Annotated in this window: 16 protein-coding genes; 7 read left to right on the top strand and 9 right to left on the bottom strand. The window is 66.3% G+C overall.

The window, feature by feature from the left end; translation table 11 throughout:
• Positions 1 to 93: 93 nt before the first annotated feature.
• Together ACVIGA_RS25815 and ACVIGA_RS25810 are read right to left on the bottom strand one after the other, a co-directional pair.
• Positions 94 to 1,881, bottom strand: a complete 1,788-nt coding sequence (locus ACVIGA_RS25815) for an acyl-CoA dehydrogenase C-terminal domain-containing protein (protein WP_456668490.1) — start codon at positions 1,879 to 1,881, stop codon at positions 94 to 96.
• A 108-nt stretch (positions 1,882 to 1,989) separates the two neighbouring features.
• Entirely contained in the window at positions 1,990 to 2,406 is a 417-nt protein-coding gene (locus ACVIGA_RS25810) for a nuclear transport factor 2 family protein (protein ID WP_456668489.1), read from the bottom strand.
• Between the two features lie 163 nt (positions 2,407 to 2,569).
• Here ACVIGA_RS25810 and ACVIGA_RS25805 point away from each other — a divergent pair, with 163 nt between their 5' ends.
• The 5 genes from ACVIGA_RS25805 (at position 2,570) to ACVIGA_RS25785 (ending at position 9,947) form a co-directional block, all read left to right on the top strand.
• The gene (locus tag ACVIGA_RS25805) at positions 2,570 to 3,157 is read left to right on the top strand and encodes a PadR family transcriptional regulator (protein ID WP_456668488.1); all 588 of its coding nucleotides are present in this window, start codon (positions 2,570 to 2,572) and stop codon (positions 3,155 to 3,157) included.
• Between the two features lie 278 nt (positions 3,158 to 3,435).
• Positions 3,436 to 6,996 (top strand): hypothetical protein, encoded by a 3,561-nt coding sequence (locus tag ACVIGA_RS25800; protein WP_456668487.1) that lies wholly within the window; start codon positions 3,436 to 3,438, stop codon positions 6,994 to 6,996.
• 123 nt (positions 6,997 to 7,119) lie between these two features.
• Positions 7,120 to 7,971 (top strand): hypothetical protein, encoded by an 852-nt coding sequence (locus tag ACVIGA_RS25795; RefSeq protein ID WP_456668486.1) that lies wholly within the window; start codon positions 7,120 to 7,122, stop codon positions 7,969 to 7,971.
• 267 nt (positions 7,972 to 8,238) lie between these two features.
• On the top strand, positions 8,239 to 9,168 hold the full coding sequence (locus ACVIGA_RS25790) for a sulfite exporter TauE/SafE family protein (RefSeq protein ID WP_176528822.1): 930 nt from the start codon (positions 8,239 to 8,241) through the stop codon (positions 9,166 to 9,168).
• Positions 9,165 to 9,947: a TIGR02186 family protein gene (locus tag ACVIGA_RS25785; RefSeq protein WP_456668485.1), complete on the top strand. Its 783-nt coding sequence runs from the start codon at positions 9,165 to 9,167 to the stop codon at positions 9,945 to 9,947. The genes ACVIGA_RS25790 and ACVIGA_RS25785 overlap by 4 nt, the downstream gene beginning before the upstream one ends.
• Here ACVIGA_RS25785 and ACVIGA_RS25780 read toward each other — a convergent pair whose 3' ends face one another.
• On the bottom strand, positions 9,948 to 11,258 hold the full coding sequence (locus tag ACVIGA_RS25780; protein WP_456668484.1) for an aspartate aminotransferase family protein: 1,311 nt from the start codon (positions 11,256 to 11,258) through the stop codon (positions 9,948 to 9,950).
• Positions 11,259 to 11,405: 147 nt separating this feature from the next.
• Between ACVIGA_RS25780 and ACVIGA_RS25775 the strand changes: the two genes are divergently transcribed.
• Positions 11,406 to 11,888: an Lrp/AsnC family transcriptional regulator gene (locus ACVIGA_RS25775; RefSeq protein WP_456668483.1), complete on the top strand. Its 483-nt coding sequence runs from the start codon at positions 11,406 to 11,408 to the stop codon at positions 11,886 to 11,888.
• A 9-nt stretch (positions 11,889 to 11,897) separates the two neighbouring features.
• Here the strand turns inward: ACVIGA_RS25775 and ACVIGA_RS25770 are convergent, their stop codons facing one another.
• Genes ACVIGA_RS25770 through ACVIGA_RS25760 form a run of 3 tightly spaced genes read right to left on the bottom strand, consistent with a single transcriptional unit; the run spans position 11,898 to position 14,975 of the window.
• Complete coding sequence (locus ACVIGA_RS25770; RefSeq protein WP_456668482.1) at positions 11,898 to 13,229, bottom strand: NRAMP family divalent metal transporter; 1,332 nt, start codon at positions 13,227 to 13,229, stop codon at positions 11,898 to 11,900.
• Between the two features lie 58 nt (positions 13,230 to 13,287).
• Positions 13,288 to 14,052, bottom strand: a complete 765-nt coding sequence (locus ACVIGA_RS25765; RefSeq protein WP_456668481.1) for an MBL fold metallo-hydrolase — start codon at positions 14,050 to 14,052, stop codon at positions 13,288 to 13,290.
• A complete protein-coding gene (locus tag ACVIGA_RS25760) occupies positions 14,049 to 14,975 on the bottom strand; it encodes a DMT family transporter (protein WP_456668480.1) in 927 nt (308 codons plus the stop codon). The genes ACVIGA_RS25765 and ACVIGA_RS25760 overlap by 4 nt, the downstream gene beginning before the upstream one ends.
• A gap of 96 nt (positions 14,976 to 15,071) precedes the next feature.
• Here ACVIGA_RS25760 and ACVIGA_RS25755 point away from each other — a divergent pair, with 96 nt between their 5' ends.
• On the top strand, positions 15,072 to 15,935 hold the full coding sequence (locus ACVIGA_RS25755) for a LysR family transcriptional regulator (RefSeq protein ID WP_456668479.1): 864 nt from the start codon (positions 15,072 to 15,074) through the stop codon (positions 15,933 to 15,935).
• Positions 15,936 to 16,057: 122 nt separating this feature from the next.
• Here ACVIGA_RS25755 and pdeM read toward each other — a convergent pair whose 3' ends face one another.
• The 3 genes from pdeM to ACVIGA_RS25740 form a co-directional block, all read right to left on the bottom strand.
• Complete coding sequence (pdeM, locus tag ACVIGA_RS25750) at positions 16,058 to 16,729, bottom strand: ligase-associated DNA damage response endonuclease PdeM (protein ID WP_456668478.1); 672 nt, start codon at positions 16,727 to 16,729, stop codon at positions 16,058 to 16,060.
• A 54-nt stretch (positions 16,730 to 16,783) separates the two neighbouring features.
• Positions 16,784 to 19,399: a ligase-associated DNA damage response DEXH box helicase gene (locus tag ACVIGA_RS25745; RefSeq protein ID WP_456670889.1), complete on the bottom strand. Its 2,616-nt coding sequence runs from the start codon at positions 19,397 to 19,399 to the stop codon at positions 16,784 to 16,786.
• A 223-nt stretch (positions 19,400 to 19,622) separates the two neighbouring features.
• Positions 19,623 to 20,849, bottom strand: coding sequence for an ABC transporter substrate-binding protein (locus tag ACVIGA_RS25740; protein ID WP_456668477.1), 1,227 nt, complete (start codon positions 20,847 to 20,849; stop codon positions 19,623 to 19,625).
• Positions 20,850 to 20,901 lie beyond the last annotated feature (52 nt).

The following is a 20,901-nucleotide window of genomic DNA, read 5'->3' as shown; positions in this document are numbered from 1 at the left end:
CGCCGCCGCACGGGTGCGGCGGCAATTTTCAAGGCTTTCTTGTTTGACGCGTTTTCTTCACGCGAACCGGTATCCACTTCGCTGGAAAACGCTTCAGAACGCTTCCGCGGCCAATTCCATCGTGGTGGCGCTGCCGCTCTGGATCCGGGCCAGATGCACGGCGGTCTCCGGCAGCAGCCTCTCCATGAAGAAGCGGCCGGTCACGAGCTTGGTGTTGAGGTAGGGCGTGGCGCCGGCGGCAGCCTTGTCCTGCGCCACCTTGGCCATCTTCGCCCACATGTAGCCGAGCGCGACTAGGCCGAACAATTTCATGAAGTCGGTCGCGGCAGCGCCGGCATTGTCGGGCTTGGTCAGCGCGTTCTGCATCAGCCAGCCGGTGGCCTGCTGCAGATGGCCGAGCGCGGTGGAGAGCGGGGTGATGAACGGCTTCATCGCCTCGTCGCCGCCATGCTCCTTGGCGAAGGCCGTGACCTCGCCGAAGAACGCCATCGCGGCACGGCCCCCGTCGCGCGGCAGCTTGCGGCCGACCAGGTCGAGCGCCTGGATGCCGTTGGCGCCCTCATAGATCATCGCGATGCGGGCATCGCGCACGAACTGTTCCATGCCGTGCTCGGCGATATAGCCGTGGCCGCCGAACATCTGCTGCGCGGAGACCGTGTTGGCAAATCCCGTGTCGGTCAGAACGCCCTTCAGCACCGGCGTCATCAGGCCCATGTGGTCATCAGCAGCCTGACGATCCTTCGGGTCCTGGGAGCGGTGCGCGACGTCGCTCTTCAGCGCGGTCCACACCACCATGGCGCGTGCCGCCTCGTTGAAGGCGCGGATGGTGAGCAGCGTGCGGCGGACGTCGGGATGCACGATGATCGGATCGGCCGGTTTGTCAGCCGCCTTGACGCCGGTCAGCGAACGGCCCTGCAGGCGCTCGCGCGCATAGGCGACCGCGTTCTGATAGGCGACCTCGGACTGCGCGAGGCCCTGCACCGCGACGCCGAGGCGGGCTTCGTTCATCATCACGAACATGCCCTGCATGCCCTTGTTCTCTTCGCCGATCAGCCAGCCGGTGGCGTTGTCGTAGTTCATCACACAGGTGGAATTGCCGTGGATGCCCATCTTGTGCTCGATCGAGCCGCAGGTGACGCCGTTGCGCTGGCCGAGCGAGCCGTCGGCATTGACCAGCACCTTGGGCACAACAAAGAGCGAAACGCCCTTGATGCCGGCCGGTGCGCCTTCGATGCGCGCCAGCACCAGATGGATGATGTTCTCAGTGAGGTCATGCTCGCCGGCGGAGATGAAGATCTTGGTGCCCGTGATCTTGAAGCTGCCGTCGGCCTGGCGCACCGCCTTGGTGCGCAGCAGGCCGAGATCGGTGCCGCACTGCGGCTCGGTCAGGTTCATGGTGCCGGTCCACTCGCCGGCGATCATCTTCGGCACATAGGTCTTTTTCTGCTCGAGGGTGCCGTGCACCAGCAGCGCCGCGGTCGCGCCCATGGTCAGGCCGCCATACATCGAGAACGCCATGTTGGCGGAGATCTGGAATTCGTTGACCGCCTGGGAGAGCGTCACCGGCAGACCCTGGCCGCCGAATTCGGCCGGCGCCGACAAGCCGAGCCAGCCGCCTTCGGCGACCTGCCTGAAGGCGTCCTTGAAGCCCTTCGGGGTGGTGACGCTGCCGTCGTCATTGCGCTTGCAGCCTTCGAGATCGCCTGTGCGATTGAGCGGCTGCAACACTTCCTCGCTGAGCTTGGCGGCTTCGCCGAGGATCGCCTCGCGCACATCGGCCGACGCATCGGTGAAGCCGGGAAGATTGCCATAACGATCGATCTGGAAAACGTCGTTCAACAGGAAGCTGACGTCTTCGACGGGGGCTTTGTAGGTCGGCATGCTGATCTCCCGGCTGGCTCGCGGTCGCACGCGCGACCGATGCTGCGCAGTTCGTCCTTGGGTTTGTTGGAGCGAACCTTATCCGGTTCCGGAGGTCCGCGGCAGGTCCTAGCGAGACTGTGATTGCGACGTTGCGCCGCTCTGCTTCATCAACTCCTCGCCCATCATCCGATGCAGCAGGTTGATCGCCTTGAGCGGGCGCACCATCACCTTGAAATGCGTGATTCGGCCGTCACCGTCGAACGTGATGATGTCGACGCCGTTCAGCTTGATGCCGTCGATCTCGTTCTCGAACTCGAGCACCGCGCCGGTGTCGTTGCGCCACTCGCCGAGATATTTGAAGGTCAGGCCGCCGAGCACCTTGGCGGCGCTGTTCAGATATTTGAAGGTGATGTCGCGGCCGCGCTGCGGCGTGTGCACGACCGGGCTTTCGAACACCGCGTCGGGATGCAGCAGATCCCACAGAGCGGCGGTGTCGTGGGACTTCATGTAGGCGTACCACTTGTCGAGGCCCGGCTTGCTCATTCGGACGTCTCCTGCGGCAGGGGGTTGAGAGGCCTGAACATCGGCCGCGCGCGACAAGGCGGCACGCCGATCACCATATGCATATTGACGCATATGCACAGTGACGCATAAAGTCAAGCGAACTTCAGAACGGCCTTCTTGGGAACTGAGATGGAGGTGGGCGTTGGCACTCGGTGACGCAATCCTCGCATGCCTCACGGAACGTCCGATGACGGGCTATGAGCTCGCCAAGACGTTCGACGCCTCGATCGGCTTCTTCTGGAAGGCCGACCATCAGCAGATCTACCGCGAGCTCTCTCGCCTGCGCGACAAGGGCCATGTCCAGGGCCGCGAGGTGGTGCAGTCCGGCAAGCCCAACAAGCTGGTCTACACCCTGACGGCCGAGGGCCGCGCGGCGCTGAAACACTGGGCGGCGCGGTCGAGCGTTCCGCCCTCCATCAAGGACGACCTGCTGGTCCGGCTGTACGCACTCGACTGCGTCGACATCGAGCCGCTGCGCACCGACCTGATGGCGCGGCTGGAGCATCACCGCGACCGCTATGAGCGTTACGAGCGCCTGCTCAACAAGCGATTTCCCGACGGCGCCGCGCCGCCCGCCGATGTCGGCAAGATGCTCAGCCTGCGCCTCGGCATGCGCCATGAGCGCATGGTGGTGGAGTGGTGCGAGGAAGCGCTCGACGCGCTGTCGGCGATGTCCGGCCGCAGCAATGTGCTGCCGCTCGACGATGGCAAGCGCGAAGGCAACGGCTAGAAACAAATCTCAGGTCATGCTGTGCGCGTACCGACATGTGACGCGGAATCCGCTCTGCCGGAAAGCGATAGGCGTGTCCTGATCCGGCGCAACAGGTTCCCGGAATCCCTAACTTTAAGGCCCGCCGGCCGCATTCCTTAACCCGTTATTTACCGTGACGGGAAAAAGTCAGCAGCTGAAGCAGACGACCAGCGCAGAATTCGATTGTCTCTTAACGGGAATGCGCGGGGAGGCTGCGGGCGCAGGGTGTAGCGCCGGAGTCGGGACCGGACGGAATCATGAATTCGCGCGTATCGTGGAGTGTTGACGGCATCGATCCCTCCGTCCGCGACAGGGCCGAGGCGGCTGCGCGCCGCGCCGGCATGTCGCTGAACGACTGGCTGAATTCCACCGTCGGCGAGCCGAGCCCGCCGGATTGGCGCACGGCGCCCGAGCAACGGCAGCCGATGCCGAGCCGGGAAAGCCGCGAGGTCGCCGACATCCATCAGCGGCTCGACGCGATCACCCGCCAGATCGAACAGATCGCAAAACCCATGTCGCGCGCCGAAGCCGTGCGCGCCGAAGTACCGCGCGGCCAGCCCGCCGTCGCACGGCAGCTGAACGACGCGATTTCGCGCCTCGATGCGCGGCTGTCGCAGATTTCGCGACCGCAGCCGGCGCGCGAGCCGCAACCCCAGCCGATGCGTGAAGCGCAGATGCAGCGGGAGCCGCAGATGCAGGACCGGCAACTGGAAGAGAGGCTGCGCCAGGCGGAAGCGGTCGAGCGCGCCGCAGCCCAGGTCTATCGACCCTCGCCGCCGCTGAGCCCGGCGTCGTTCGATTCCGCGATCGCGGAGATCGCCGCGCGCCAGAACGAGCTCGACGCATCAGCAGCACGGCAGATGCCGCCGCGCAGTGCGCCCCCGATGCAGCAATCGGCGCCGCCGATGGCCGCCTATGCGCCGCCGCCGGCTGCGCCCGCCGGGCCCGACTTCTCCTCGCTCGAGCGGCATTTGCTCAAGATCACGAGCCAGATCGAGGCGCTGCAGCGGCCCGACCATATCGAGCAATCGATTGCCGCGTTCCGCGGCGAGCTTGCCGAAATCCGCCAGGCGATCACCGAGGCGATGCCGCGCCGCGCGATCGAATCGATCGAGAACGAGATCCGCTCGCTGCATCACCGGATCGACGAGATCCGCCAGGACAGCAGCAACGGCCAGGGCCAAGTCATCACCGGCATCGAACGCGCGCTGTCGGAAATCCGCGAGGCGCTGCGCACACTGACGCCCGCCGAGCAGCTCACCGGCTATGACGAGGCGATCCGCAATCTCGGCGGCAAGCTCGACATGATCCTGCGCGCCAACGACGATCCGTCGACGGTGCATCAGCTCGAGAGCGCAATCGCGGCGCTCCGCGCCATCGTCTCCAATGTCGCCTCCAATGACGCGCTGCTGCAGCTCTCCGGGGACGTGCATGCGCTCGCCGCGAAAGTCGACCAACTGTCGCAGATGTCGCGCGCCGAGTCCCACGTCGATGCCTTCGCCGGAATCGAGCAGCGCATCGCCGCATTGGCCTCGACGCTGGAGACCCGCGAGCGGCCGGTCGCCGGCTACGACAATACCGACGCCATCGAAGGCGCGCTGCGCTCGCTGTCGGAGCGGATCGACCGCATGCAGGTCGGTAACGACAGCTCGTCGGCGTTCACCCATCTCGAGCAGCGCGTCTCGTATCTGCTCGAGCGCCTGGAGTCCGCCGACCAGCGCTCCGGCAATCTCGGCCGGGTCGAGGAAGGGCTGCATGACATCATGCGGCACCTCGAGGCGCAGCACGCCCATCTCGCCTCGCTCGCCGACGCCACCCGCAACACCGCCGCGCCGCAGCCGATGATGGACAGCGGCATCGTCGACCTGGTGAAGCGCGAGCTGTCCGACATCCGCTTCAGCCAGTCGGAGACCGATCGCCGCACCCAGGATTCGCTGGAGACCGTTCACAACACGCTCGGCCATGTCGTCGATCGGCTGGCGATGATCGAGAACGATCTGCGCACCGTGCGCACCGCGCCGCCGGCTCCGCCCGCCCCTGCTTATGCCGAACCGCGGATGGAAGCGCCGCGGATGGAGATGCCGCGCGCGGCGATGCCGCAGCCGACCGCGCAGCCTGAATCATACAAGTCTGAAGCATACAGGCCTGATTCGTACCGGCCCGAATTGCCCAATCCTGCGCTCGCGCAGGAGCACTTCATGTCGGCGCCGCGCGAATTCCATGCCGCGCAGCCGGTCGAGACCGTGCCTCCGCCGCTGCCGCCGCGCGCGATCAGCGAGATCCTCGAGCCGCATGCCGCCTCGGCGCGCGCTGCGATCGCACCGGAACTGCCGCCGGATCATCCGCTCGAGCCGGGTACCCGCCCCTCGGGCCGCGCGTCGTCGCCGTCGGAGCGGATCGCCGATTCCGAGCGTGCGATCTCTGATCTTCCCGCCGGCAAGAAGGAGCCGGTCTCGACCTCGAGCTTCATCGCCGCCGCGCGCCGTGCCGCGCAGGCCGCCGCTGCGCAACCCGTCAACGACAAGGCCGCGCGGGCAGCGAGCAAGGCTGCCGCAAAGGCCAAGGAGAAGGCCGACAAGGCCGCGAAGGCCGCCGCCGGCAAGGCCGGCGCGCCCGCGACTGGTGCGGCGGCGACTGGCGCTGCCGAAGCCCAGCCTTCGACCATCACCTCCAAGATCCGCTCGCTGCTGGTCGGCGCGAGCGTGGTCGTGATCCTGCTCTCGACCGCCAAGATGGCGATGAACCTGCTCGACACCAGCTCCGCGCCGCAGGCGCCGGCGATCGAGCACAGCCAACCGGCAGCGCTGCCCGTGCAGCCGCCCGCCGAGAACTCCGTTTCCCCTGCGCCGTCCAGTGCACCCGGGCCGTCAGTGCCCGGGCCGTCGATGACCTCGCCGACCCCGCTCGGCCGCCAGTCCAACAACACGGCGGCGCCGAACACGCTCGACAGCGCGCAGGTAACGATCCCGCAGGCTCCCGCGCCCGCCGCGGCGCCTGAGCCGGCTGCGGCACCGCTCGCCGCCGCCAGCGATATCACCGGCACGATCCCAACCGCGCCGCCGCTCGGCGGCAAGCTCGCCATGATCCAGATTCCGGCGGGTGAGAAGCTGCCCGACGCGATCGGCGGTCCCGCGCTGCGCGCGGCTGCGATCAAGGGCGATGCGGCCGCGGCCTATGAGGTCGGCGTCCGCTTTGCCGAAGGCAAGGGCGTGCCCGCCAATGTCGACGAAGCCGCCAAATGGTATGGCCGCGCGGCGCAGGCCGGCGTGGTGCCCGCGATGTTCCGGCTCGGCACCTTCTACGAGAAGGGCCTCAGCGTGAAGCGCGACTTCGATGTCGCACGGCGCTACTACGTGCAGGCTGCGGAGCGCGGCAACGCCAAGGCAATGCATAACCTCGCGGTGCTCGACGCCGATGGCGGCGGCAAGGGCGCCGACTACAAGAGCGCCGCGCAGTGGTTCCGCAAGGCCGGCGATCGCGGTGTCGCCGACAGCCAGGTCAACCTCGGCATCCTCTATGCCCGCGGCATCGGGGTCGAACAGAACCTCGCCGAGTCGTTCAAGTGGTTCAGCCTCGCGGCCGCGCAGGGCGACGCCGACGCCGGCCACAAGCGCGACGATATCGCCAAGCGGCTCGACCCGCAGTCGCTCGCGGCCGCGAAGCTTGCGATCCAGACCTTCACTCCCGAGCCGCAGCCGAGCGATGCGGTCAACGTGCCGGCCCCTGCCGGCGGCTGGGACGGCGCGCCCGTGCAGCCCGCGGCGGCGAAGTCCGTCAAGCCACCGTCGAAGCGAACTGCGGCGCTGGCCGCACACTGATCTCACTTATTTGAAAGCTGCTGCGGCGCCTTGACGGCGCCGCCGTCCTAGCCCTCCGCCCTTCCGCCGTGTAGACAGGCGCATATCCCAGCGCCAATGGCGCACGCGTTCCGGAGGGCAGGCTTGTCTGTCGACGATCGTCAGGATGATGGAACGGGCCATCGTTCGTCGCCGACCGGACCCCGCGTCGCGCCGCCGCGCGAGAGGCCGTCGCCGTTTGCCGCGCCTCCCAAGCCTCCGCCTTCCTCTCCGCGTCCGCCCCCGCAAGGAAATGCGGCATCGCCGCCCCGCACCTTCCGGTTCTCGCTTTGGTCGGTCATCATCTTCGTGCTGCTGCTGTCGAGCGTCGCCATTCAGGCCTATCGCGACCTGTCGAAGCCGGGCGCCTGGGACTTCTGGCGCGAGACCTATATCGCGGCGAGCATGAATTCGGCTGTGATTCCTGATGTCGACATCGACGGGTCGGGCCGCGGCCGGCGTGCGCTTGCGATCAGCGGCAAGATCGGCTCGGCCAGCGCGAGCTGGTTCCGCGACCGGCTGAGCGAGGCGCGTCTCGCACCTGGTGATGCCGTGCTGCTGTCGTCGCAGGGCGGTGCGCTGAACCAGGCGGCGATCATGGGCGAGGTCATCCGCTCACATGGGCTCGTCACCGCCGTCGCTACCGCGGACGCCTCGGGCAAGCTCCGCCCTTCTGCCTGCGCCAGTGCCTGTGTGCTGGTCTATGCCGGCGGCCAGACCCGCTATGGCATCGCGGGCTCGCGGCTCGGCGTGCATCGCTTCACGACCAGCACACCGGTCAGCGATCCCCTCGCGGAGGCGCAACGCATCCAGGGTATGGTGCTGGGCTACATGACCAAGATGGGCGTCGCCTCCGGGATCGTGGAAGCGATGTCGCAGACCTCGGATATCCGCTGGCTGAGCCCGAAGGAAGCGCTCGCGCTGAACCTGATCACCAAGCCGGTCGATCGGCCCTGAGCCAGCACGGGCGTCATTAATCTGAATTATCAACCACGTCCGCAGCCAAGCTGCCACGTGCGGCGAAAAATGCCACCCGAGGCGGAATCTTTAGTCCCTCCCCTCGCCGATTTCGGTTATGCAAGAACGCGGCAATCGACCCGCGTTCGCCTGCTTCTTGCGCGCCGACCGGATTCGTTCAGCCGGAGAATGCCCGACCAGAACGACATCACGCCGTGATGCGGCCTTGCGCCCCAGCATGTGGCGAACCGACAAGAAGCGACGCGCGTGCAGCTCTACCTCCCGATCGCCGACATTCCGGTCAATGTCTTCCTCATCCTGGCGATGGGCGCGGCGGTCGGCTTCGTCTCCGGCATGTTCGGGATCGGCGGCGGCTTCCTGATGACGCCGCTCTTGATCTTCGTCGGCATCGCGCCCGCGGTCGCGGTGGCCTCGGTTGCCAGCCACATCGCGGCCTCCTCATTCTCCGGCGCGATCTCTTATTGGCGCCGGCGCGCGATCGACCCGCTGCTGGCGGCGGTGCTGCTGGTCGGCGGCACGATCGGCACTGCGCTTGGCGTGTGGACCTTCACCTTCCTGCGCTCGCTCGGCCAGCTCGACCTGATGATCGCGCTGTCCTACGTCATCCTGCTGACCACGGTCGGCGGGCTGATGTTCTGGGAAGGCCTGCGCGCGATGCTGCGTTCCCGGCGCGGCGGCCCGGTCACGCTGCGCAAGCCCGGCAGCCATGGCTGGATCCACGGCCTGCCGCTGAAGCTGCGCTTCAAGCGCTCCAAGATCTACCTCTCGGTCATCCCGGTCGTCGTGGTCGGGCTCGTGATCGGCTTCATCGGTGCGGTGATGGGCATCGGCGGCGGCTTCATCCTGGTGCCGCTGATGATCTATGTGCTGCGGGTGCCGACCTCGACCGTGATCGGCACCTCGATGGTGCTCACCCTCGTCACCATGGTGTTCGCGACCATGCTGCACGCGGTGACCAACCATCTGGTCGACGCCGTGCTGGCGCTGATCCTGATGATCGGTGGCGTCACCGGCGCACAGTTCGGCGCCCGCGCCGGCCAGAAGATCCGCGGCGAGCATCTCCGCCTCTTGCTCGGCCTGCTCGTGCTCGCGGTCGGAATCCGCTTTGCCGTCGAGCTGGTGATCCGGCCCCAGGACCTGTTCAGTATCCGCGAAACCGGCGGAGCCCCGCCATGAGGCCGCACGCGGCGCTTGCGATCATCGGCCTCGTCGCCGCCAGCATGGCGGCGGTACCGGCGCGTGCCGAGCGGCTGATCGTGTCGGTCTCCAACCACCGCGTCACGGTGACGCCGAACTATTCCGGCGGCGAGCTCGTGCTGTTCGGCTCGGTCGAGAAGGACGACAAGACGCCGGCAACCCGCGGCAATTACGACCTCGTCGTCACGGTGTCGGGCCCGCGCGCCGACATGGTGACGCGGCGCAAGGAGCGCAAATTCGGGATCTGGATCAACACCGACTCGCGGCAGTTCCTGCAGGTGCCGGGCTATCTCGCCCTGTTCTCCAATCGTCCGTTCGAGCAGATCGCCTCACCGGAGGTGCAGCGGCGGCAGCAGCTCGGGCTCAACAACGTGCTGCTGATGCAGCGGGTCGGGCCCGACTTTGCCGACGTGGTGCCGAACGATCCGTTCCGCAGCGCCTTCGTCCGGCTGCGCTCCGAACACGGGCTGTACCGCGAGGCGACCTCGGCGGTGACGTTCCTGACCCCGACCTTGTTCCGCACCGGCATTCCGCTGCCGGCGGAGGTGCCGATCGGCACCTACAATGTCGAGATCAAGCTGTTTTCCGACGGCGCGCTGGTGACCAAGACCGAGACCGCCTTCGAGATCGTCAAGGTCGGCTTCGAGCAGTTCGTCGCCACCACCGCGCGGCAGAACGGCCTGGTCTACGGCCTCGTCACCGCCTTCATGGCGCTGATGACCGGCTGGATGGCCTCGATCGTGTTCCGCAAGGATTGATCAGTCACGCCTCTGCTGCGACGTGCTCTCGAACGCGTCGCTCAGGATCGAGAGGCCGAGATCGATCTCGTCGTCGCTGATCGTCAGCGGCGGCGCGATGCGGAAGACGCTGCCCATGCCCGGCAACTGCACGATGTTGGTGCTCAGTCCGAGCTCCAGGCAGCGCTGCGACACACGCGTGCCGAGCGCTTCGTCGGGCTCCTTGCTGAAGCGGTCGCGCACGATCTCGATGCCCTGCATCAGCCCCCTGCCGCGGACGTCACCGATGCATTCGAACCGGTTCTGCAGGGCGAGGAGCCCATCCCTCAGCCGCGCCCCCGCGATCCCGGCGCGCTCGACCAGCCGGTCGCGGAGGATGATCTCGATGACCTTCAGCCCGACCGCGGCCGGCATCGGGTCCGACACATGCGTCGTGTAGAACAGGAAGCCCCGTTCGTGACAGCGCTCCTCGATCTCGGCCGAGGTGATGACCGCGGCCAATGGGAGGCCTGCGCCGAGCGTCTTCGACAGGGTCAGGATGTCAGGCACGACACGATCGCGCTCGAAGGCGAACATGGCGCCGGTTCGGCCAAGGCCGGTCTGCGCCTCATCGACGATCAGCAGCATGCCGCGCGCGCGGCACAGCTCCTTCAGAGCGGCGAGGTAGCCTTCCGGCAGGTCGATCAGCCCGCCGGAGCTCAGGATCGGCTCGGCGATCATGCAGGCGAGCGCGCCGGTCGATTGGCGATCGACGAGATCGAAGGCGTAGGCCAGCTCGGCCCGCCAATCGGCCGCATGGCCGAAGCGGGGCCGATAGGGGTTCGGCGTCGGGATCGCGAGCGAGCCGACCGGCGCCGGACCATAGCCCTTGCGGCCGGCCGAATAGGTCGCCCCGGCGGCACCCGATGTCATGCCATGCCAGGACTGCGCGAACGCGACGGTCTCGAAGCCGCCGGTGGCGAGCTTGGCCATCTTGATGGCCGCCTCGTTCGACTCAGCCCCCGTGCTCAGCAGCAAGACGCGATCGAGCCCCAGCGGCAAAAGCTCCGCGAGCGCTTCGGCGAGCGCCACGACCGGACGCGTCAGCATGCCGCTGAACAGATGGTCGAGCCGTTCGGCGTGCTCGCTGATGGTCTTGACGATCTCCGGGTGACCATGACCAAGCACGGCGCTCATCTGCCCGGACGTGAAATCCAGGATGGCGCGGCCGTCGGCGTCATAGACGAAGGAACCGGAGGCGCGCTCGATGATCACAGGCGCGAACGTCCCGCCATAGCGGATGAGGTGACGCCGCGCGCGATCCCAAAAGGATTTGTCGTCATTTCCGGTCATGCCCGTTCCCTTGCTGCTCAGTCGCCCCGATGAGAGGCCCTCGCAGGGCATCTTATGCGTGTTGCGTAGCAGGGACATTGCGATTTGAGATGCATTTCGCCACCCATTCTGCAATTAATTGCGCACAAGGCAGAAAATGCGAAATAAGTGGGAATCACGATCGTGATCGACGAGATCGACCGGAAAATCCTCGACGTGCTGCAAGCCGAGGGACGCATCACCAATCTCGAGCTGGCCGAACGGATCGGCCTCTCGTCTGCCCCCTGTATGAGGCGCGTCCGGACCTTGGAAGAGACCGGCGTCATCAACTCCTATGTGGCGCTAGTGGACGCTGCGCGAGTTGGCCTTGGGTTCGACGTGATCGTCGAGGTCCGCCTCAAGCAACAGAACAGGGAATCCTTCGCGCGCTTCGAGAAGAAGGTCACAGGCCTTCCGGAGGTCGTCGAGTGCTGCATGATCGCCGGCGATTGGGATTATTCGCTGCGGGTCGTATCCTCAGATCTCGCAAGCTATCAATCGTTCATCCTCGACCGCCTCATGCATCCGGACACCGATATCGCGAGCTACCGCACGACCATCATCCTGCGGAAGGTCAAGTCGACGACAAGGATCGATAGCTCGCTGTTCTGATCGCAAGGATCAAACAAGCACCCCGACTGCCATCGCGATCACGCTGAGCGCCATCGCGCCGGTCGAGAGCCAGCCGAGCCAGTAGAGCCACCCGCCGATCACGAAGCGGCCCATCACCTCCTTGTGGCGGGCCATGACCATCAGCAGCACCATCACGGGCACGGCAAGCACGCCGTTGACGACCGCGCTCCAGTACAGCGCCGAGATCGGATCGATCGGCGTGAAGTTGAGCGCGATGCCGATGCCGCCCGACAGCGCCAGCACCGAATAGAACGCGATCGCCTCCTTCGGCTTGCGCGCCAGTCCGACCGGCCATCGCCGGCCCTCGCCGACCGCATAGGCGGTCGCGCCCGCGAGCACCGGGATCGCCAAGAGGCCGGTGCCGACGATGCCGAGCGCGAAGATCACCTCGGCAAACGGCCCGGCAATCGGGCGCAACGCTTCGGCGGCCTGCGCCGAGGTCTGGATATCGGTCTTGCCGGCGGCATGCAGGGATGCGGCGGCAGTGACGATGATCGACAGGGCGATCAGGTTGGAGAACGCCATGCCGGTGATGGTGTCGGCACGAATGCGGGAAAATTCCTGCCGTACGCCGTAAGCTTTCTCGATCAACGGATGCTTGGTGACGTCGACCCGCTGCTCCTCCGCCTCCTGCGAGGCCTGCCAGAAGAACAGATAGGGCGAGATGGTTGTGCCGAAGATCGCCACGATGGTGGTGAAATAATCGGAGCTCCAGGTCAGGCGCGGAACGAGCACGCCGGCCAGCGCCTGCATCCATGACACCTTGGCAAAGGCGAGCGCCGCGACATAGGCGAACAGGCTAAGCGTCAGCCATTTCAGGACGGCGACGTAGCGCCGATAGTTCATGAAGATCTGGGCGGCGACCGAGGTCACGCCGAACAGCACGACATAGAGGATGGCCGGACCGCCGATCAGGAGCTTGGTCGCGTCCGCCATGGCCGAGAGGTCAGCGGCGATGTTGACGGTGTTGGCGATGAACAGCAGCGTCACCACGATGATCAGCAGCCAGCCCGGATAATGCTTGCAGACGTTGCCCGCGATGCCGTGCCCGGTGACACGCCCGACCCGCGCGGAGATCTCCTGGATCGCGGTCATCAGCGGGAAGGTCAGCAGCATGGTCCAGCCGATGCCGTAGCCGAGTTGCGCGCCAGCCTGGCTGTAGGTGCCGATGCCCGAGGGATCGTCATCGGAGGCGCCGGTGATCAGGCCGGGGCCGAGCGACTTCACGACGCGGTTGAAGCTGAACGGCTCGCGCCGCGGCTTCCCCGCCGACCCATCTCCGTCCTTGTCGTGTCGCGAGATCGTCTCTTGCGGCGTCATGTCCGGTTCCAGCCGCCTGACAACGGACCGGATACCGCCAAGGTTCCTGGGATGAAACCTAACCCTCGATGACCGTGGCGATGCCGGGTTCGAGGATGCGCAGACGGCGGCCGAAGCCGAGCGTGTCGAAACTCGCGCGCAGGTCGTTCGCGTCCTGCCGGAAATGCGCCCAGCCGTCGGTATGGACGGGCACGATGACCGCGTCCGCAAAGGCGCGCGCGGTCTCGATCGTATCGTTAGTGTCCATGGTGAGATGGAACGGGCCGCGGGTCTGCGCTGCGCCCGCGAACGGCAGCACCACGCCGCAGGCAAAGCGCCGCGCGACCTCGGCGACGCCGTCGAACCAGGTGGTGTCGCCGCTGACATAGACCGGACGGCCGGGCTTGGCAGGCTCCAGGACGAAGCCGATGACATCGCCGGACAACGGCTCGATGCCCGCGGGCCCGTGCCGCGCCGGCGTCGCGGTGACGGTGAGCGTCCGGCCGCCTTTCGTCAGTGTGGTCGAGGCCCAGGGCGCAAAACCCTCGGCATTGCCGCCGAGCCGTTTGGCGCCGGCCTCCGTCGTCAGCACGCGCTTCGAACTTTTAAGGAAATCCCGGCCGGAATGGTCGAGATTGTCGGAATGCTGGTCATGGCTCAGCAGCACCGCGTCGATCTCGCCGACGTCACCCGCGCTGAGCGCGGGTCCCGTCAGCTTCTCCAGTTTCACGTGCGGCAATTGATAGTCGCCGGGTGCATCGAAGGTCGGATCGGTGAGCAGGCGGAACCCGTCGATCTCGATCAGGGCGGTCGGGCCTCCGATCAGGGTGATGGTGATGCTCACGTGACACTCCTCTTGGGCGAAGCCGCGGCGGGGCGGGTCACCAGGTAAATGCCGAGCGCGACCGGAACGATCCCGAGCAGATCGCGAAATTCGACATGCTCGCCGAGCACGAGATAGGCGAACAGCATGCCGAGCGGCGGCATCAGGAAGTGATAGGCGCTTGCGGCGGTCGCGCCACACACTTTCAGGAGATGAAACCAGAGCAGATAGGCCAGGATCGAACCGCCGAGCACGAGGAAGGCGAAGGCGCCGGCGAGCCGCATGCTGGGTACGATGTCGCCGACGCTGGAGAGTGTGAAGGCGAACGGCATCACCGCAAGGCCGCCGGCGATATTCTGGATGCCGTTGCCGATCCACAGGCTTCCCTTCGGCGCCAGCAGCTTGAACAACATGGTGCCGGCGACGATCGAGGCGAGCGAGGCCAATGTGAAGAGGATGCCGTGCGGGCTGTCGGTGCCGATCTTGAGGCGATGCCAGACGATGAAGGCGACGCCGGCGATGCCGAGCAGGAGACCAATCACCTTGCGCAGGGTCATGCTCTCGCCGAGGAACATCGCCGCCAGCATGGCGGTGAAGACCGGGTTGGCCGAGACGATCAGCGCGCCGAGGCCGGCCGAGACCGTCTTCAGGCCGGTATAGCCGAGGCCGAGGTAGAGGGCGTTGTTGGCGACGCCGATCACGGCGAACACCGCCGCGTCGCGCCAGGTGAGGTCCCATTGATCCCGGCGCAGCATGGAGATGCCGAGGATCAGGACTCCGGCGAGCGAGAAACGCGCGGCGAGCAGGATCAGCGGCGGGCAATCGGTGACGCCGATCTTGCCGGCGACGAAGGCGTAGCTCCAGAGCAGGCAGAACAAGGTGATCAACAATGGCAACGTGTTGAAGCGGGTGCGGGGCATCGCGACAGCGGGGGCAACAGACATGGGGGTTCTCCTCTGCCCCTGATCTAGGCCCGCACCTTGATATTAGGAAATTAAATGATAGACTGGCCTCCAGTGGATTTATAAATGGAGGCTGCGATGCTCGACCTGGAGCTCCTGCGCAGTTTCGTCTCGGTGGTCGATGCCGGCGGCTTCACCCGCGCCGGAGAGCGCGTCCACCGCACGCAATCGACGGTGAGCCAGCAGATCAAGCGCTTGGAGGAGGATGTCGGCCAGCCGCTGTTGATCCGCAGCGGCAAGGACGTCACCCCGACGGAGGCCGGCGAGCGGCTGCTGACCTATGCGCGGCGTCTGCTGTCACTCGCGGAAGAGGCCCGCGACGTGCTCTCGCGCCCCGGCAGCGAAGGCGCGATCCGGATCGGCATCACCGAGGATTTTGCCGCCTACCGGCTGACGAGATTGCTCGCGACCTTCGCGCGCAGCCACCCGAATTTGCGGCTCGACGTGCGCTCGGGCCAGAGCCTGTTCCTCTACCGCGACCTCGAGCGCGGCGATCTCGACCTCGCGCTGATCAAGCGCGCCGCCAGCGAGAAGGGCGGCATCGCGGTGTGGCCGGAACGGGTGCACTGGGTCACCAGCAAGAGCCATCCGCGCGACACGGCGACCGGCTCGGTGCCGCTGATCGGCTTCGGCTCGGGCTGCCTCTATCGCGCCCATGCCGTCCATGCGCTGGAGCGCGCGGGGCGCAACTGGCACATGGCCTACACCTCCTCGAGCCTCGCCGGCATCCAGGCCGCGGTCGCCGCAGGCCTGGGCTTAAGCATCCTGTCCGAAATGTCGATCCAGGCCGAGCATCGCGTGCTGACGGCAAAGGACGGCTTTGCGCCGATCGAGCGCACCGAAGTCGCCCTCATCGCCGCCCCCGAAGCCAGCCCCGCAACGCTACGGCTGGCGGATCGGCTCGCGGAGTATTGCGAGAGCGTGCAGGCGAAGGCGGCGTGAGATTATCCATCCGTCATTCCGGGGCGTGCGAAGCACGAGCCCGGAATCCATTCATCCACGGATGATGCGGCCTAATGGATTCCGGGCTCTCGCTTCGCGAGCCCCGGAATGACGGAAAAGGCTCAATAACACCGCGTCGCCGCAAACGCATGGACGCGGTTGTCGCCGAGCACGTGGGCCACAAAACCCGGTGATCCGAAGATCCGCGCGAACGCGGCGTTGCGGATGCTGAGCCCCCCGGTGTAGGCACCGAAAGCCGGCATCACCGCGCGTTCGCCGTCGGACGCGAAACAACGCCGCTCGATCGAGCGGCCGCGGGTCGGCACCCGCGCCTTGGGGTGAAGGTGGCCGGCGATCTCGCCGGCAGCACCGGTCGGCTCATGGCGGAACACGATCGGGCCGATCGCAACCTCGGTCGCGACCACGCCGCCGAGACTGGGCGGCAGCGCAGGATCATGATTGCCCGAGATCCAGATCCAGTTGCGGCGCACTTGCAGTGCCGCGAGCGCCTCGCGATCCGGCTCCGACAGGCGCGCATGCGCATCGCGGTCGTGAAAGCTGTCGCCGAGCGCGATCACCTGCCGCGGATCGTGCCGCGCGATCACCGCGGCAAGCCGGCTCAACGTCGCCACCGTGTCGTAAGGCGGCAGCAGCACGCCGCGGGCAGCAAAGCTCGAGCCTTTTTCCAGATGCAGGTCGGATACGACGAGCAGGCTCCGCTCTTCCCAGAACAGCGCGCCGGAGCAATCCGCCACGAAGCCGACATCCGCCACCGTGACCATCGAAACGCGCATCTCGTCACCGTCTCGCAAAGCTAGCGCGCCTGCCGTCACGTCCTGTCCCCAGAGTTATGTCGTCGCCTCCCGCACGAGTTCCTCGGCCGCCTCGGCCAGAAGCTCGTCGGATGCTTCGCCATAAACTGACTCGCGGCCGATTTCCAGCAGTGCGGGCACGGCAAGCGGAGAAACGTGGTCGAGGTCCTTGTGGGTGATTCGGCCGTGGATGCGCGAAAGCATGTCGCTGAGGCGGCGAAGATCGAGCAATCCCGTGGCGGCATCGCCGCGCGCGGCGCGCAGCAACACGTGGTCGGCCTGATGCTTGCGCAGCACGTCGTAGATCAAATCGGTCGAGAACAGCACCTGGCGGCGGGACTTCTCCTCGTCGGTGAAGCGGCGCGCGATCAGCCCCGAGATGATGGCGCAGTTGCGGAACGTGCGCTTCATCAGCGCAGATTCCGCGAGCCATGCCTCGAGATCGTCGCCCAGCATGTCGGGATCGAACAGCGCGTTGAGATCGAGCTTGCCGTTCCGGATCATGAAGGAGAGATCGCCGACGCCCCAGACCGCGAGCGCATATTCATTGGCGACGAAGCCGAGCGGGCGGGCGCGGCCGCGCTCCAGCCGGCGCGTCAGCAGCATGCCGAGCGTCTGGTGCGCGAGCCGGCCCTCGAAGGGATAGCAGACCAGATAATGGCTGCCGCCGCGCGGAAAGGTTTCCACCAGCAGCTCGCGCACCGCAGGCACCCGCGAGAACTTTCGCTGCAGCGACAGCCAGTCGTGCACCTGGTCCGGCAATCCATTCCAGGCCCTGCTGTTGTCGAGCAGTTTCCGGACGCGTTCGGCGAGATAGGTCGACAGCGGGAACTTGCCGCCCATATAGGACGGCACTTTTGCATCTTTGTCATTGGCGCGGGAGACATAGACCTGGTCTTCAACCAAGGCCTCGTAGCGCACCACCTCGCCGCCAAAGACAAAAGTGTCGGCCGGCACGAGACCCTCGATGAAGACCTCCTCGATCTCGCCGAGCATCCGGCCGCCACGGGCGATCGCGCCGGTCGATCCGCTCCCGCCGGCGCGCGAGCGCACCAGCCGCACCTTCAGCATGGTCTCCTCGACGATGGTGCCGACATTGAGACGGTAGCTCTGCCGCACCTTGGGATTGGTGACGCGCCAGCGGCCCTGCTTGTCCTGCTTGATGCGCGCGAAGCGCTCATAGGTTTTCAGCGCGTAGCCGCCGGTCGCGACGAAATCGACGACGTCATCGAAATCGGTTCGCGTCAGCGACGCATAGGGCGCGGCGGTCCTGACCTCATCGTAGAGTTCATCGGACAGGAACGGCTTGCCGCAGGCGCAGCCGAGCACGTGCTGGGCCAGCACGTCGAGCGCGCCCGTGCGCAAGGGCGGCGTGTCCTGCGCATTCTCCGCGATGGCGTCGATCGCGACGGCGCATTCCAGCACCTCGAACCGGTTGGCCGGCACCAGCACGGCGCGCGAGGCCTCGTCGAAACGGTGGTTGGCGCGGCCGATCCGCTGCATCAGCCGCGATGAGCCTTTTGGGGCGCCGATATTGATGACGAGGTCGACATCGCCCCAGTCGACGCCGAGGTCGAGCGAGGAGGTGCAGACCACACCGCGCAGCCGGCCGGCGGCCATCGCGTCCTCGACCTTGCGGCGCTGCGCGACATCGAGCGAGCCGTGATGCAGCGCGATTGCGAGCCCGTCGTCGTTCATGCGCCAGAGATCCTGGAACAGCATCTCGGCCTGGCTGCGGGTGTTCACGAACACCAGCGTGGTCTTGTTGCGCTTGATCAGCTCATAGACCTCGGGCAGTGCGTGGCGCGCGCTGTGGCCGGACCATGGCAGCCGCTCCCGCGTGTCGAGCATCTCGACCACCGGCGGCGCGGCGCCGCCGGCGATCACGACGTCGGCGGATACGCTCTCAACGCCCGGCTGCGGCACCAGGAAACGCGCCAGTTGTTCCGGCTCGGCCACCGTAGCCGAAAGACCGATGGCGCGCGCCTGCGGTGCAATGGTCCAGAGCCGCGCAAGCCCGAGCGACAGCAGATCACCACGCTTGGAGGTGACCAGCGCATGCAGCTCGTCGAGCACGATGCGCTTCAGCGAGGAGAACAGAAACGGCGCGTCGTCGGACGCCAACAGCAGCGCCAGTTGCTCCGGCGTGGTGAGCAGAATATCCGGCGGATAGCGCCGCTGCCGCTGCCGCCGTGACACCGGCGTGTCGCCGGTGCGGGTCTCGATCCTGATCGGCAGCCCCATTTCGGCCACCGGCGTCTCCAGATTGCGCGCGATGTCGACCGCGAGCGCTTTCAGCGGCGAGATGTAGAGCGTATGCAGCCCGCTTGAGCGGCGAACGCCGCGGCCGGTGGAGACGACTTTTGGCCTCGGATCGGCTGCGACAGCCGCCTCACTCGCTAGCCGGAGCGGTTTGCTGCCACCCGGTTCGCCCGCCAACTCCACCAGCGTCGGCAGGAACCCTGCCAGCGTCTTGCCGGCGCCGGTCGGCGCGATCAGCAGCGCGGAACGCTCCTCGCGCGCCTTCGCCAGCAGCGCGAGCTGATGCTCGCGCGGCGACCAGCCGCGTGAGGCGAACCAGTCGCGAAAGCGGCGCGGCAAGAGATCGGCCGTTTCCGACGGCGGTACGGAAAAGAGATCGAGCGTCGACACGCCCAAGAGGTAGGTGGTTCAGCGGGCTTCGTCGAGGGGCGCAAGAATGGCAGCAGGTGGCACAGAGCAGCCGCGCCCCGCGCCTGTGGACCCTCTCTCCGCCGCCATTGCGAGGAGCACAGCGACGAAGCAATCCATCTTTCCCCGCGGGGACAGATGGACTGCTTCGCTTCGCTCGCAATGACGGGGATAGAGATCCGCAGAAGGCGGCCGCAGCGCCCCCCTACTCCGTCATCGGCTCGCCGAAGAGATCCCAGTCCTTGCCGTTGAAGATCGAGACGTAGAGCGTCTTCATGGGCGTGTAGTCGTCGGGCGTATAGCTGTAATTGATGCCGTCGAGGAAATAGGGCGAGTGGAAACCGGCCAGCGTGGTGGCGTGCTTCAGCACGTTGGCGCGGGTCAGGTCGTCGCCGCAGCGGCGCAGGATTTCGCCCATCGTCGCCGCCTGGCCGTAGCCGGCAAAGGCGATGGTGTTATCAGGGTCGATGTTCGGCAGGTACTTTTTGCGCAACTCCTCGAACGCGACCACATCGGCATCCTTCTCATAGCGTGGCACGCCGACTTCCTTGTTGTAGCGGATCGCGACGATGTCCTTGGCGTTCTCGAGGCCCGCAGCGCTCAGGATCGAACGACCGGTCGAGCCTGCCGACAACAGCTGCAGCGGCTTCCAGCCGAGCTCGGCCACCTTGCGGATCGACTGCGACGTCGCCTTGCCGGTGCTGATGTTGTAGAACACGTCGGCGCCCGACTTCGAGAGATTGATGAGCTGGGAATCGACCGTCGGATCGGTGAGATCGTAGGTCTGCTCCATGATCACCTGTGCCTTGCCGCCTGCATCGGCCAGCACCTTCTTGAAGGGGCCGAGGAAGTCGCGGCCGAAATCGTCGTTCTGATAGAGGATGCCGATCTTGGCGTTCGGCTTCACGCTGACGACGTGTTTTGCAAGGATGCGGGCTTCGGTCGGATAGAGCGGCAGGCCCGCCATGGTCCACTTATTGTTCTTCGGATCGTTCCATTTCGAGGCGCCGGTGTTGAGCAACAGCTGCGGCACCCCCTTGGAATTGAGATATTTGTGCACGGCGGTCTGCGGCGCAGTGCCGAGCGAGCCATAGAGCGCCAGCACCTCCTCCTGCTCGACCAGACGGCGCGTCGCCTCGACGCATTTCGGCGCGCTGTAGGCGTCGTCCATGGTGAGGAATTTCACCTTGCGGCCGTTGATGCCGCCCTTGTCGTTCAGCATCTGGAAATAGGCTTCGCCGACCCGACCCAGCACGCCATAGAGCGAGCCCGGGCCGGAATGCGGCACGGTCTGGCCGAGCTTGATCTCGGTGTCGCTCGAACCCGGATCGTACTTCTTGTCGGCGGCCCGGACGGACGGCGCAGACAGCACGGACGCTGCGATCACGGACAATGCGGTGGCGCCGAACTCGCGCCGCGTATGTTTTTTCATTGCTTCTCTCCCTGAGGCGAAAAGCTCTCGCATTCCGCCCTGCGCCGGGCAA

This window comes from Bradyrhizobium sp. USDA 3240 (assembly GCF_054063295.1).
Note: the sequence above shows the minus strand (reverse complement) of the source record. Positions and strands in the feature narration are given on the sequence as shown.